This window comes from Acinetobacter septicus (assembly GCF_019355975.1).
Taxonomy (GTDB): Bacteria; Pseudomonadota; Gammaproteobacteria; order Pseudomonadales; family Moraxellaceae; genus Acinetobacter; species Acinetobacter ursingii.
Genome location: NZ_CP079898.1, coordinates 243981 through 259060, shown reverse-complemented (window position 1 = coordinate 259060; position 15080 = coordinate 243981). Strand labels below are relative to the sequence as shown.

Here is a 15080-nt window from a genome sequence, read left to right as displayed (position 1 = left end):
ACTAATCCTCGAAATTACGCTGGTGTAATTGATAGTAAGCGCCTTGTTTAGCCAGTAATTCCGAATGTGTACCTTGCTCCACAATACGACCTTTATCCATCACCACAATTCGATCTGCATTTTCAATCGTTGACAAACGATGTGCAATCACAATGGTGGTACGATCTTGCTGCATCGCCTGATCAAAAGCTTTTTGGATAAAATGCTCAGATTCATTATCCAGTGCACTTGTCGCTTCATCCAAGATCAAAATCGGAGCATCTTTTAGGATCGCTCGGGCAATCGCGATACGCTGACGCTGACCACCCGATAGATTCAATCCCTGAGCGCCAAGAACAGTGTCATAACCTTGTGGTAAGTTCATAATAAAATCATGTGCATAAGCAGCTTTTGCCGCAGCGATAATATCCTCTTCTTTTGCACCTTCAAGCTGTCCATACGCAATATTTTCGCGCACTGTACGATTAAATAACACTACTTGCTGATTCACCATCGCAACCTGACGGCGTAAAGTTGGTAAATCGATATCTTCAATACGAAGATCGTCCAGATAAATTTGACCGCTAGTCGTTTCCTGAAAACGCACCAACAAATTCACCAAAGAAGTTTTACCTGCGCCAGAACGCCCGACCAAAGCAATCGTTTCACCTGATTTGATATTGAGCGTAAAATCCTGAATGGCATGAACATCTGATTTATACACCAGACCCACATGATCAAAACGAATATTACCTTTCAATTCAGGCTTCAAAGTTCCTGTATTTTTTTCTTCAGGTAGATCCAATAATTCAAAAACAGAATAAGCTGCTGCAATACCGCGTTGTATCTTTTCATTAACATCGGTCAGATTTTTTATAGGCTTTGCGAGCAAGCCGGCAGCCGTAATATAGGCCACAAACTCACCCGCAGTCGTATTACCCAAAATTTGTGGACGCAATGCCAACCAGACGATCAAACTCATGGCAAATGCCATTACCAATTGTACCAGTGGCGAGTTCATGTTTTGAACTACCACCATTTTCAAACCACGTTTGAGGTTTTCCTGAGAAGATTTATAAAAGCGCTGTTGTTCTGAGGCCTCGCCATTAAAGGTTTTGACCACTGAATTACCATTGATACTTTCCTGTACCACGTGATTCACATCACCCATGGTATTTTGTACTTGAATCGAAAGTTTACGCATTCTTTTAGATGCTTTACGAACAAGCAAACCAATCAAAGGCATAAAAATTAGAATACACAGAGTCAAACGCCAGTTCGAGTAAAAAAGATAACCCAATAAGCCAATGGTAATAAAACCCTCTTTAACAATGGTCGTCAGCGATTCAGAAGATGCAGCCGTGAGTTGCTCTACGTTATACATGATCTTGGCAGTAATATGCCCTGACGAATTATCCAGATAATATTGTGAAGGCAAACACAACAGTTTTGCATAGACATCCTGACGGATACTAAAGATCAAACTGCGTGAGATGACAGCGGTAAAATAACTGCCCATGAACAAGCCCAGACCACGAAAGAAAACCAACAACACTATAAGTGCTGGAAACCAATCAAGATTTTGTCGACTACCTTCCTGAATTGCATCAATGATATATTTTAATAACTTGGCAACTGACACCTCAGTTGCAGCATTGATCGCAAAACCAACCAATACCAATAATGCAATGCCCCAAAAGGGTTTTAGATAGGATAGTAGACGAAGATAAATCTTAAAATCTTGCTTCACTCAGTAAAACCTCTGGAAGGAACTTTTGTACTAATGTTAATGTTAACAAAACCAAGCTGTCCTGCCACATCCATCACGCGAATCACATCCTGATGCGTCGCTTTGGCATCAGCAGCGATGACAAACATTAAATCACGACGATCATGTGCCGCCTGTTTAATTGCACTACTTAAATCAGAACTACTCTGACTAGAAATAGCTTGACCATTGACCATGTAATGCCCCGAAGAGTCTACCATGACCTCGATTTTTTGATCGTATTGTTTTGGTGGAACCCCTTGTGCATCGGGTAAAGTCAGATTAATTCGACTATTTTGTGCAAAGGTCGTAGAAAGCAACAAAAACACCAAAATAAACAGCAGACAATCAATCATCGGTGTCAGATTGATATGAATATCTTCAACTTGCGGGCGCTTAAATTTCATAATATCCCACCCTAGCCTACACGACGTTGCTCAAATGCATTTGACTGTGAAGGTTTGAAAAAAAGTGCGGCATGAAAAAGAGTCGCTTGTTGTTCAAGCTCCGCGATGTATTCATGTACAAGACGCTGAAAATAACGATACGCCATTAACGCTGGAATTGCGATCAACATCCCCACAGCGGTAGTGATCAACGCTTTAGAAATACCAGGAATCATTAAAGTTGGACTACTACTCGATCCAATATCAATCACTAGAAAGGATTCGATGATTCCAACGACTGTACCCAAAAGACCAAGTAAAGGCGCAACAGCACTCATCGTTCCCAAAAAGTTAATATTACGTTCCAGATACCCAATTTCCTGAGAAGCGGTAACTTCCATTTGTGCTTTAGCAAATTGCTCGCCCATACTCTGGTTTTCAATACCAGCTTTTAAAATTCGTCCCAAAGGACTGGTTTGCAAGGCTTGGTTTTGCTGCAATTGCACAATGACCTGATCAACCGAATGAGAACTTGAAGACATGAGGGCGCTTGGCAAAACTGCTGATCGTTTCAGGCGAATAAAACGTTCGATACTAATCGCTACAGTAAAAATAGAACATAGAATGAGGGGCAGCATCAACCAGCCCCCTGCCTTAACTAATTCCCACATGCTGTACTTCCCCAATGACTACAAAAAATTTAAAAGGTCAGCATAGACTAATCGGTTAAGCAAATATTTAAAATACCATCTAACTCATCAAGTGAATGATAGTGAATGACCAGTTTGCCTTTTCCTTGTTTATTGTGATCGATTTTTACATTTGCACCAAAACGTTCAGATAATTTTTGGGTCAATTGCTCAATATCTGGCGAAATCACAGCCTGAGGCTTGTCTTGTTTTGGCTCATTCCATTCACGAACCAGTTGCTCTGTTTGACGTACTGAAAGACTTTTTTCGATGACAATTTTAGCGACTGCCATTTGATCTTTGGCTTTTAACGCCAAAATCGCCCGAGCATGTCCCATATCCAATTGACCTTCCTGCATCAGATTTTTGATGGCATCATCCAGACTGAGTAAACGCAGTAAATTACTGACCGTGGTACGGGCTTTGCCCACGGTTTCTGCAATTTCTTGATGACTTAAACCAAACTCGTCGTGAAAACGTTGTAAAGCCAATGCTTGATCAATTGGATTGAGATCCTGACGCTGAATGTTTTCAATCAGTGCCAATGCAATCGCTACCTGATCATTCAAGTCACGGACAATCGCAGGAATTTCTTTTAAACCTGCCAATTGTGCTGCGCGCCAACGACGTTCACCCGCAATGATTTCATACGGATATTGTTCATCCTCAATCGGACGAATCACAATCGGCTGCATCACACCATGTTTTTCAATCGATGATGCAAGCTCTTTTAAGTCTTGTTCCTGTATAAAGCGACGTGGTTGGTATTCCCCACGTTTCAGTAGATTGACATCAATCTGTTTGAGCTGACCATGATCAATCGCCTGTGCTTCTATTTGTAACTTTTCTTTTTGAATAGAGCCGAGAAGTGCATCCAGACCACGCCCTTTTGCCAATCCGCGTTTTTTTGTGGTCATGCGTGACTCCCTTTTTTCACTTTACTTTTTTTCAACATTTCAGCAGCCAAATTTAAATAAGCCACTGCACCTTTGGAGCTTTTCTCGAAATAAATAATCGGCAAACCGTGTGCAGGTGCTTCAGCAAGACGAACATTACGCGGAATGACCGTATCATAGAGTTTTTTGCCAAAAAATTGTTCTAATTCAGCAGAAACATCACGAGTCAAAGCATTACGTGCATCGTACATGGTGCGTAGTACACCAATAATTTGTAGCTCAGGATTCAAAGCCTGTTGAATACGATCAATGGTCTGGGTTAAATCGGCTAAACCTTCGAGCGCATAATATTCACATTGCATCGGAATCATAACCCCATCTACAGCAGCAAGTGCGTTAACGGTAATTAGACTCAGACTAGGCGCACAGTCGATGATGATATAATCAAAAGCATCACGAACACTATCTAGCGCTTTTTTTAGAATAAATTCACGCCCTTCCTGATCCGCAATCGCAAGCTCTACACCCGAAAGCTCACGGTTTGAACCCAGCACTTTATAACCTACTTCAGATTTTGTGATTGCAGTTTCGACAGGAACTTCACCGAGCAATACATCGGTGATGGAATACAGCAAATCATTTTTCTGCACACCAGACCCCATAGTGGCATTGCCCTGTGAGTCCATATCCACTAAAAGTACGCGTTTTTTTAATACAGCCAATGAGGCAGCCAGATTCACAGCGGTCGTGGTTTTACCTACGCCGCCTTTTTGATTGGCTATTGCAATAATCTGAGCCATAGTTACCCCAATTTAAGATTGTTTTTGTTCAAGTAAAAGCAAATGACGTTGTTCATCTAAACGCGGCACTTGCAACTCAATCACCTGACACGAAAATTCATGTTGCATTTGCTGCATTTCTTCTAAAGGAACCAAACCTTTCATCGCAGCGATGATACTACTTTGATGCATGTACGGCCGTGCGGCATTGACAAAATCAGTCAGTGAAGCAAATGCACGACTGGTAATTACATCGAATTGCCCCAATTCACCAATCGAATCTTCATTTTCCACACGTGTTTGGACAGCAATCACATTGTTTAATTTTAAATCTGCAATAAACTGTTTTAAAAATCGAATCTTTTTACCATTTGAATCTAGCAATACACAGCAACGTTCTGGCTGACATAATGCAATGATCATACCTGGCATACCGCCACCTGTACCGACATCGAGTAAACGACCTTCAGGTAAATCTTTTAAGATACTTAGACTATCCAATAAATGCTTCACCAACATTTCTTTTGGATCCCGTATCGCCGTGAGATTATAGGCTTTATTCCAGAGCACCAATGCATCTTGATATTTCAACAACAGATTTAAAGCATCATCGCTCAGGTCTAAACCTAAAGCCTGACTGCCCTGTTTTAATTCGTGGAAAAAAGGATGCATATCCGTGGAACATCTCTAAAAAGTTAGTTGCAGTATACCTATTTCTCTACTCAAAAGTAGTGGTCAACGATTAGCGTTTACACAGTTAAATGTATAAACCTGCTTTAATGTGTTGATCTAGCTCATTTAATCGCTCAGGCGTACCCACATCAACCCAAACACCTTGCATTTTTTCAGCACTCACTTGGCCGTTAAGCATGGCTTGTTTCAATAAAGGTGCTAAAGGTCGTTTACCGTGTTCTAAATTTTCAAATAGTTTGGGCGATAAAACAGCCACGCCACTATAAGTTAGAGCCTCACCTATTTGCGCTTGCTCAAAAGTATAAGCTTTGCCATTGGATAGCACAAAATCACCCTGCGGATGTTGCACAGGATTAGGCACAAATACTAAATGCGCTAAATCGTCGATTAATTTGACCTTTAAAAGCGATGCAAAATCCATCGTTGTCCAAACATCACCATTGACCAAAATAAAAGGATCATCACCCAACAATGGCAAGGCATTGATAATGCCACCCGCTGTTTCCAAACCTTCACTCTCATGTGACCATAAGATTTTGACACCTAAAAGCGAGCCATCACCTAAAGCATCTACCAGTTTATCAGCCAGCCATGCCGTATTAATAACGATCTCGGTGACACCAATCTTTTTCAATTTTTCGATATGCCAAACAATCAAAGGTTTTTCAGCGACTTGCAATAAAGGCTTCGGTGTATGCAAAGTCAATGGACGCATACGATTACCCAAGCCCGCAGCAAGAATCATAGCTTTCATTAGGCGGCTACCTCATAACGACCATATTTTTCAATAAACTTAGGCATGACTGTCTGCTGCATAAATTGCATAAAAGCATCCAGTTCTGGATAAGCTTTGCTTTCTTCGAGTAAATACCACATCACACGAGGCAAATCTTTGAGATAACCCGATTTTCCATCTCGCTCAAATAAACGGACGAAAATTCCCAGAATTTTGATATGACGCTGTATCGCCATAAAGTCCGCTTCTTTTTTAAATTGTTCAAAACTGCGATTGATCTTGGCTTCATCGGGTAATAAATCATAAAAAAGCTGGAACCAACGATAAACCCGATCTGCATTCCACTGCACATACGCATCACGCGTAATCGAGATCAGATCATAGGTATCTGCGCCGACCACCGCATCCTGAAAATCAATCACACCCAGTTGTTCTTCGCCTTCAATTTTCATCAAGTTACGACTATGAAAATCCCGATGCACAATCACCTGAGGCTGCGCAAGCGCAGTGTTTGCCAATAAATTAAATGTTTGATCGATAACTGTTTGCTGTTCTGCGCTTGGTATAACTTGAAGTGATGGCAGCATCCAATCTGTCAGCAACTTCATTTCGGTCAGTAACTTTTCATGCGAATAGACTGGGAAATGTCCCTCACCCTGAATCGATTGCAATTGAATCAGTTGCTTAAAGCTTTGTAGATAATAATGATCCACCGTGACATCATTCAGTAGAGTTGATAAGACCACATCACCAAAGTCTTCAAGTAGCAGAAAACCCTGCTCCAGATTTTTAGCAATAATATGTGGCACACGTACACCATGCTGATCAAAAAACTCATCAATCATCACAAATGGAGCACAATCTTCTTTTTCAGGTGGCGCATCCATCAACATAAAGGTATTATTTTGGTTAATGACGCGTGCATAGCGTCTAAAACTCGCATCTCCAGCTAAAAAGTGAACCTGAAAATCTTCAGTATTCAAAGCAGAGGCAATCCATGATTGTATCAATTGTTCACGTTGTGTATTCATTTGCAATAAAATCTAAAACTAGCTGAGATTTTGAAGTCATAAGTGTAGCCACTTATAAACTTTTTCTCTATGATGCGACAATAATTAATTGCGAATTAGCATACTTGGTTAATGAAACAATGAAGCATCAGTTTAAATTTAATCCTTTAGCGACCGCTATTTTGACACTTTTATGTGGTGGCTCCATACAATCAAGTTATGCTGAGTCGGATAATGCGGCTTCTAACGTTGATAATAAACAGCTCAAGGAAAGCATTCAAAAAGCTTATCCTGGTCAGGAATTTTTTGAGCAATATTATGTAGATAAATCTGCACCTGAAGCTCAGGTCAGAGATACAAAATCATTAAGCTCTGCCTTTTGTACAGGTACATGGATCACTCCCATCAGTCCAACCGCTCAAGCCGTAGATCCAGAAAAGGCGACTTCTGTGGTGACTGCCGACTATGGACATTACAATCCCAAAGGCGATTCACAGCTAAGTGGTAATGTCGTAATTGATCAGGAAGGTCGATCTATTCGCGCCGACAAAGTCACCATTGATCAGACTCAAACCTATGCTGACGCTGAAGGTCACGTACAATTAGCACAAGGCGGTCTGCTTTCTCAGAGCGACAAGATCAATTACAATTTAAAGACCCAAACAGGTGATTTAAATAATAGTTTCTACATTTCTGAGGAACGGCATGCGCATGGTCATGCACAGCAGATCAATCGTACATCACCGACGACGATGGTTTTGAATGATGCGACCTACACGACCTGTCCTCCTGAAGAAAAACCAACATGGCAAATTAAAGCCAAAGAAATCAAGTTGGATCAGGACAGTGGTCGGGGCATAACCAAGGGCACAAAACTTTACGTCAAAGATGTACCTGTATTGGCGGTTCCTTATTTTAACTTTCCGATTGATGATCGTAGAACTACTGGGATTTTAAACCCCACCTTTGGTTTCTCCAATGATGGAGGTTTTGAACTTGCCGTTCCTGTTTATCTTAATCTCGCGCCTAACTACGATGCAACTGTGACGCCACGCTACTATGCTGATCGTGGCACGATGCTGGAAGGTCAGTTCAGATATATCACCGAGAACTTTGGTGAGGGTAAAATTTCTGGCGCTTATCTTCCTGAAGATAAAAAATATAATGATCAAGACCGTAAAGATTTAAAATTTTTACATAATTGGGATATCAATGATTATTGGTCAACCAACTTAGAATACAATTACGCATCAGATAAAGACTTTACGGCTGACTTAAACTCAAGTCCTGATTCAAAGACAGATTTAAATTTACGTCGTGCCTGGGTGTTAAATTATAAAAATCAAATTCCTGGCTTAAAAGCTCAATTAAAAGTTGAAGACTTTCAGACTCTAGATAAAACCGTAGCTGATATTGACCGACCTTATGCGCGTCTGCCTCAGTTTTTACTAAACTATGTCACGGGTAATCCTCTAGGATTACAATACGAGTTTAATAACGACACCGCATATTTCAAAAAAGACATTAGTGATACTAACAACTATAGCACTCAGCCAAGTGGTACTCGGATCTATAACCAATTCGCGGCACGTTATAACTTTAGAAACACCTATGCTTTTGCCATTCCTGAAGTCTCGGTTCGTAGCATTAATACATTTTATGATGAAAACACCATCAACGCTTTATATCCTGAAGGTGGAGCAACACCAAACGATAAAAATAAATCGGTGGTTGTACCGCAATTCAGTCTGGATACTGGTTTAACCTTTGAAAAAGATGGAAAATACCTGCAAACCATTACGCCAAGAGCATTTTATGCCTATGCGCCGTATAAAAATCAGACAGATTATCCAAACTTTGACACCACTACAGCTTCGATTAATTATGATCAACTGTTTAACCCATATCGCTTCTATGGACATGACCGTTTAGAAGATAATAACTTTATGTCTTTGGGCGTAAGTTATAGTTTATTTGATCCAGAAGGTTTAGAACGCCTGCGCGCCAGTGTTGGACAAAGCTACTATTTTCAAGATAGACGCGTCACTTTAATCAGTAATGATGAAAGCGACACGGAAAAAAATACAGGGCCTGTGGTGAGTTTATCTAGCCAGCTTTCACAGCACTTTACCATTGGTGCAAATTCGGCATGGATGTCAAACGGTACGAATTCACAACGTGATTTTCAAATGTACTACACAGGTGACAAAGGAAATCTGTATAACTTAGGCTATTTTTATCGTAAAGAAATTCCAGATCGCCAAAATACTTATGATCAGGTGGTTGCATCCTTTATACAACCTATCCATAACAATTGGCGTATTATGGGCCATGTTCAATACGACCTTGATAATAGTGTCGCGCGTGAATATTTACTCGGTGTAAATTACGAATCATGCTGTTGGGGCGTTTCTGTCTATGGACGCTCTTATTACAATGACCTTGATAATCCAAACGATCCAAACGTCAATGTAAAAAAAGCGGTTATGGTCGAACTTACCCTGAAAGGCTTAGGTGGTGTAAATAACAAACTTGCATCTATTATGGAAAATCGAGTTTTAGGCTTTAAAGAAACTAATCAATCTTGGACACAACGTTAATGAAGACAAAGTATTTAAAACAGTTATTTAAAGCAACTGCCCTCGCAGCGGTTGTTTCTTCATCAATGCATAGTTTTGCTGCAACTCCTTCGGATGAAGTGATTGCAATTGTGGACAATAGTGTCATTTTAAAGAGCGATTTAGAACAAGGCGTTGCTGAGGCAGTCCATCAAATGCAAGCGCAAAAAAAAGAAGTTCCACCTGAACAATACTTACAGCTACAAGTTTTAGATCAACTGATTTTACGTGAAGCCCAACTTGAGCAAGTAAAACGTTATGGGATCAAACCTGACGAAAAAGCGCTGAATGAAGCCGTACTTAAAGTTGCAAACCAATCTGGCAGCAAATCTCTTGAAGCTTTCCAGCAAAAGCTGGATGCTATGGCGCCAGGGACTTATGCCTCCTTACGTGATCGTATTGGTGAAGATCTAGCCATCAGTCGCTTACGTCAACAGCAAGTGATGTCACGTATTAAAATTAGCGATCAAGACGTTGCCAACTTTTTAAAATCCCCACAGGGTCAAGCCATGTTAGGCAGTCAGGTTCATGTCTTACATGCACGTATTTCTGGTGCCAAAGCAGATCCGCAACAACTTAATCAGGTCGCTCAAGAAGTTAAAACTGCTTTAAATAGCAGCGATGATATTGCAAGTATTGGCAAGACTTATTCAACCAAAGATATCAAGGTTGAAGGTGCTGATATGGGTTATCGTGACTTAGCCGATATTCCTGCGGAACTGGCAGCGCGTGTAAGTGCCTTACAAACAGGTCAAACCACCGAACTGATTAATGTCCGTGATGGAATTCATGTATTAAAACTACTTGACCGCAAAACCAGTGATCAAAAAGCGATGGTGGAGCAATATAAAACTCGCCATATCTTAATCCAACCTTCTGAAGTGGTCAGCCCTGAAAATGCCAAACAAATGATCACAAGCTTATATAATCGCTTAAAAGCAGGTGAAGATTTTGCAACTTTAGCGGCCACCTTTTCCAATGATCCAGGTTCTGCTCGTGATGGCGGTAGTTTAGGCTGGGTAACTCCTGGGATGATGGTTCCTGAGTTTGATGAAAAAATGAAGAATACGCCTGTGGGTCAAATCAGCGAGCCATTTCAAACTCAGTTCGGTTGGCATATTTTACAGGTACAAGATACCCGTAAACAGGATATGACGCATGAATATCAAGAACGTATGGCGCGTCAAATATTAGGTGAACGCCAGTTTGATACTGAAGTGGATAGTTGGTTACGTGAAGTACGTTCTAATGCCTACGTCGAAATCAAAGATCCAACTCTGGATAAAAAAGCCCTTCAGGAACAAAGTCAGAAAAATAAATCTTAAAACCTGATTTTATAAAAAAGCCAGCAATTGCTGGCTTTTTTATTTTAACTTGTTCAAATTTAATCGTACACATACTTCTTGACATAAAAAAACCCCGATTAAGATCGGGGCTTCTCTAAAATGATCAATTAACGATTATTTTCGTCTTCTTGATTATCTTCAAATTTTGTATCGCCATCAAAGCCTGATGATTGACCACCACCAAAGCCGCCTTGACCACCGAAGCCGCCACCTTGACCACCAAAGCCACCTTGACCACCGAAGCCGCCTTGACCACCGAAGCCGCCTTGACCACCGAAGCCACCACCTTGACCACCGAAGCCGCCTTGACCACCGAAGCCGCCGCCTTGACCACCGCCAAAGCCGCCACCTTGACCACCGCCAAAGCCACCACCTTGACCACCGCCAAAGCCGCCACCTTGACCTGCTGTTGCAGGAGCGCCAGCTGGACGTGGATTACGAGCAGGAACAACTGTAGAAATTGCATGCTTATAAACCATTTGGCTTACTGTGTTTTTTAATAGAACCACGTATTGGTCAAAAGATTCAATATGACCCTGTAGCTTGATACCGTTCACAAGGAAAATAGAAACAGGAATACGTTCTTTACGGAGAGAATTTAAGAACGGATCTTGTAAAGTTTGACCTTTAGACATGTTATAACTCCAAAAAAAATTAAAAATCAGCGCAAAAAACCATCTTTAGTTTTCAATTAAAAATTATAAAAAAGATAGTATGTAAATTTTGCTTTATCCATAAGAGTTTCGCAAGTCTTCTTGAGCTTGCTTTATCGTTAAATAAGTTTTAAAACAGTGTGTTTCTTGCAAAGATCGTAACCAAGTGTATTGACGTTTTGCAAGTTGTCGTGTCGAAAATAATGCTCTATCTTCCATCTCCAGCTTATTTTTGTGACTTTTGTCACTTTTTAGAAGAAAATCGAGTGCTTGCCGATAGCCGACACATCGCATTGAGGGCAAATTGTCATTAATATCGTATTTTTCAATCAAGTATTCCACTTCATTTAAAAAACCAATATCCCACATTTTGCGTAATCTTTGTTCGATTCGCTGATGTAATTCTACTCGATCTGGGAGTAAAGCATAATTATGAAAAATGTAGCGATATGGTAAATTTTTAGGCTGTTCGGCTTGTAATTTTGTGATTGGCTGACCAGTTAAACGAAAAACTTCCAATGCCCGAATAATTCGTTGTTTATCTGAAACTTTGAACTTTTCTCCTGCAAGTGGATCCACCCGCTTTAATTCTTCATAAACAGCTTGCCAACCCTGCTCATTTGCTTTTTGTTCAATTTCCGCTCTAACCTGTGCATCTGCATTAGGTAAATGATCTGAAAGCCCTTCAAGCAATGCTTTGAAATACAACATCGTTCCACCCACCAAAATCGGGGTTTTACCGCGTGCGTGAATGTCATCAATCAAGCGACTCGCATCTTCGACAAACTGGGCAGCAGAATACACCTCTAACGGCGAAATAATATCAATCAGATGATGCGGATAAAGTGCTTGCTCCTCTTGCGTAGGTTTAGCAGTACCAATATCCATATCTCGATAAATAAGTGCTGAATCCACTGAAATAATTTCAAAATGACCACGTTCGTATAACTCACATGCCAGCGCAGTCTTGCCGCTGGCAGTCGGCCCCATCAGATTAATCACAGGCAAGTTTGATGACATTTGAGATTATTCTCCGCGAGCAAAAAGTTTATCAAGTTGATTAAGTGGAAACGCTCGCCATGTTGGACGACCATGATTACATTGACTGGCAAATTCAGTCTGTTCCATCTGACGGAGTAATGCATTCATTTCCGAAAGACTAAGCATACGATGCGCACGTACTGCGCCATGACATGACATGCCCGCCAAAATCTGATCGCGCTTTTGCATCAGTGCCTGAGCCTCATCATTTGGATCCAAATCATGCAACAGTTCAGGAATGAGCTTGTCAAAATCGGCTTTTTGCAAAATCGCAGGCACCCCACGAACAATGACCTGCTCATCGCCGTATTGATCGATTTCAAGCCCCAATCGAAGCAGTTGATTTTTTAAATCCTCAATGCGGGTGGCTTGCATGCGACTAATGGTAATAATTTTTGGAATTAAAAGTTGCTGAGATGTCCAAAACTCTGGTTTATCCCAAGCACTTTTCATTTGTTGCAATAAAATACGTTCATGCGCCGCATGCATATCAACGATAATCAGCCCTTCTGTATTTTGTGCCAAGATATAAATGCCATGTAACTGTGCAATGGCGATCCCTAAAGGAAACTCATCGACTGAAGAGGATGTTGCAGATGCATCATGCTCAGTATCTGAATTTTCCCGAAGCGGCGACAAATACGTTTTCAGGGCATTATTGAGCTGCGTTGAACCGTTATAACGACTTTGGGGTGAATATTGAACGTTCTGCGGACGGCTGGAATTAAAATCAGTCAGTAACTCAGTAGAAAGCTCTGGTGTTGTTTCAGACTGATCTGATACACGTGGCGACGTATCCAAATTTTTATGTAAAGCAAATTGTTCCTGATAACGCGGTTGAATGACCTTATTTAAAGCGGATGTCACCTGCTCATCAGCTTTCATTGCCTGAGCCAAATCAGTACTTGCGGTTTGAAACTGCGCCAAGGTTTCTTTGGCATAATGTCTGACGAACTCGTGCACTTCGCGTTGATTGAGGAAACGAATTTCATGCTTGGTGGGATGCACATTGACATCGATCTGCTCGGGATCAACCTCTAAAAACAGTAAATAACCCGCATATTGATGGCCATGTAAAATACCATCATAAGCCATGCGCAGCGCATGAGAAATGGTTTTATCCTTGACGATACGACCATTCACATAAACATATTGTAAATCAGCCTGTGGTCTGGCATCAGAAGGGTGTCCAAGCCAACCTGACAAACGCATATTGATGCTTTCACTATCGAGCCAATAAGCATTTTGCGTAAATTGTTGACCGAGTAATTGTTGCACTCGTTGGAATCTTAAAGCACCGCTATCTGCTATAGGCAGGTTTAAACGAATCTGATCATTATGCTCAAGGACAAAGCGGATATCAAAATGGGTTAAAGCCAAACGGCGAACAATTTCTTCAATATGTCCAAATTCTGTACCTGGTTTTTTTAAAAATTTACGCCGCGCAGGTACATTAAAAAATAAATCCTGTACACGAATATGGGTACCTTTTTGTGCTGCCACTGCTTGAACCTGTTGATGTTCAAAAGCGGTACCGTTCACTTCTACCTGATAACCAATCCCTTCTTCATTTTGGCTACTCACCAGAGTCAAACGTGATACGGCTGCAATTGAAGCCAATGCTTCTCCACGAAAGCCCAAACTGACAATCGCATGCAAATCTTCAGCAGTTTGAATTTTACTAGTGGCATGTCGCATAACGGCAAGCGGCAGATCATCTGGATGAATGCCATTGCCATTGTCGATGATTTCAATGAGGGTTGCGCCGCCTTGTGCAACACGAATAATCAACTCGGTTGCTCCTGCATCAATCGAGTTTTCCAGAAGCTCTTTGACTACTGATGACGGGCGCTCAATTACTTCTCCCGCAGCAATCTGGTTGGCTAACGCAGGATTTAAAGCATGGATACGACGCAAGCTAATTGAATCACTCATGATTCCAATGTTTCCTTTAATACCTGATAAAGGTTTTCATCATTTAAAGACAATGTAACAAAACGCTGAAGATCATCTTCTGATTTTTCAATATTGATGACAAGATCTGCCTGAGGAATTTCATCTCCACCTTTAGATGGCCATTCAAATAAAAATAAAGCGTTAGGCACTTCGAGATAGTCACGAATCCCCATCAGCTCTAATTCATAAGGATCATTTAAACGATAAAGATCAAAATGGAAAATTTCGTTATTGTTAATTTTATAAGGTTCAACCAGCGTATAAGTTGGACTTTTGACTGCACCTTGATGTCCCATGTGTTGCAATAAATAGCGTGTAAAAGTGGTTTTCCCCGCCCCTAGATCACCAATCAAATAAATCACACCAGATTGCACAAAATTAGCTAAATGCTGCGCAAACTGCTGAGTATCATCTTCACTATTTAATTGTAACGATAAGGAATATTGCATAGCACACACGACATGAATCGAAGAACGGAATATGATAGCATTTTCAGGCTTTAAAAGCTTACGCTAGGCGGACATCTGTTT

At 40.9% G+C, this 15080-nt stretch carries 14 protein-coding genes; 2 read left to right on the top strand and 12 right to left on the bottom strand.

Features of this window, described 5'->3' with window-relative positions; translation table 11 throughout:
* Nucleotide 1: 1 nt before the first annotated feature.
* From msbA to I6L31_RS01285, 8 genes are all read right to left on the bottom strand, one after another.
* Entirely contained in the window at nt 2-1729 is a 1728-nt protein-coding gene (gene msbA / locus I6L31_RS01320) for a lipid A export permease/ATP-binding protein MsbA (RefSeq protein ID WP_005003962.1), read from the bottom strand.
* On the bottom strand, nt 1726-2154 hold the full coding sequence (locus I6L31_RS01315; RefSeq protein ID WP_004989460.1) for an ExbD/TolR family protein: 429 nt from the start codon (nt 2152-2154) through the stop codon (nt 1726-1728). Before I6L31_RS01315 ends, msbA begins: the two co-directional genes overlap by 4 nt.
* A gap of 11 nt (nt 2155-2165) precedes the next feature.
* Nucleotides 2166-2804, bottom strand: a complete 639-nt coding sequence (locus I6L31_RS01310; RefSeq protein ID WP_004989462.1) for a MotA/TolQ/ExbB proton channel family protein — start codon at nt 2802-2804, stop codon at nt 2166-2168.
* Between the two features lie 47 nt (nt 2805-2851).
* Entirely contained in the window at nt 2852-3739 is an 888-nt protein-coding gene (locus I6L31_RS01305; RefSeq protein WP_005003960.1) for a ParB/RepB/Spo0J family partition protein, read from the bottom strand.
* The gene (locus tag I6L31_RS01300) at nt 3736-4518 is read right to left on the bottom strand and encodes a ParA family protein (protein WP_004997149.1); all 783 of its coding nucleotides are present in this window, start codon (nt 4516-4518) and stop codon (nt 3736-3738) included. The genes I6L31_RS01305 and I6L31_RS01300 overlap by 4 nt, the downstream gene beginning before the upstream one ends.
* 12 nt (nt 4519-4530) lie before the next feature.
* The gene (gene rsmG / locus I6L31_RS01295; protein ID WP_005003957.1) at nt 4531-5169 is read right to left on the bottom strand and encodes a 16S rRNA (guanine(527)-N(7))-methyltransferase RsmG; all 639 of its coding nucleotides are present in this window, start codon (nt 5167-5169) and stop codon (nt 4531-4533) included.
* 85 nt (nt 5170-5254) lie between these two features.
* Nucleotides 5255-5944 carry an N-acetylmuramate alpha-1-phosphate uridylyltransferase MurU gene (murU, locus tag I6L31_RS01290; protein ID WP_005003955.1) on the bottom strand — a complete coding sequence of 230 codons (690 nt, stop codon included), beginning with the start codon at nt 5942-5944 and terminating at the stop codon, nt 5255-5257.
* Entirely contained in the window at nt 5944-6957 is a 1014-nt protein-coding gene (locus tag I6L31_RS01285; RefSeq protein WP_005003953.1) for an aminoglycoside phosphotransferase family protein, read from the bottom strand. Before I6L31_RS01285 ends, murU begins: the two co-directional genes overlap by 1 nt.
* Nucleotides 6958-7076: 119 nt before the next feature.
* Here I6L31_RS01285 and I6L31_RS01280 point away from each other — a divergent pair, with 119 nt between their 5' ends.
* Nucleotides 7077-9536, top strand: coding sequence for an LPS-assembly protein LptD (locus I6L31_RS01280; protein WP_005003952.1), 2460 nt, complete (start codon nt 7077-7079; stop codon nt 9534-9536).
* Entirely contained in the window at nt 9536-10879 is a 1344-nt protein-coding gene (locus I6L31_RS01275) for a peptidylprolyl isomerase (protein ID WP_005003951.1), read from the top strand. The genes I6L31_RS01280 and I6L31_RS01275 overlap by 1 nt, the downstream gene beginning before the upstream one ends.
* Nucleotides 10880-11007: 128 nt before the next feature.
* Here the strand turns inward: I6L31_RS01275 and hfq are convergent, their stop codons facing one another.
* From hfq to tsaE, 4 genes are all read right to left on the bottom strand, one after another.
* On the bottom strand, nt 11008-11535 hold the full coding sequence (hfq, locus tag I6L31_RS01270; protein ID WP_004989480.1) for an RNA chaperone Hfq: 528 nt from the start codon (nt 11533-11535) through the stop codon (nt 11008-11010).
* Between the two features lie 93 nt (nt 11536-11628).
* Nucleotides 11629-12573, bottom strand: a complete 945-nt coding sequence (miaA, locus tag I6L31_RS01265; RefSeq protein WP_005003948.1) for a tRNA (adenosine(37)-N6)-dimethylallyltransferase MiaA — start codon at nt 12571-12573, stop codon at nt 11629-11631.
* 6 nt (nt 12574-12579) lie between these two features.
* A complete protein-coding gene (gene mutL, locus I6L31_RS01260) occupies nt 12580-14529 on the bottom strand; it encodes a DNA mismatch repair endonuclease MutL (protein WP_005003945.1) in 1950 nt (649 codons plus the stop codon).
* A complete protein-coding gene (tsaE, locus tag I6L31_RS01255) occupies nt 14526-14999 on the bottom strand; it encodes a tRNA (adenosine(37)-N6)-threonylcarbamoyltransferase complex ATPase subunit type 1 TsaE (RefSeq protein WP_005003944.1) in 474 nt (157 codons plus the stop codon). The genes mutL and tsaE overlap by 4 nt, the downstream gene beginning before the upstream one ends.
* Nucleotides 15000-15080 lie beyond the last annotated feature (81 nt).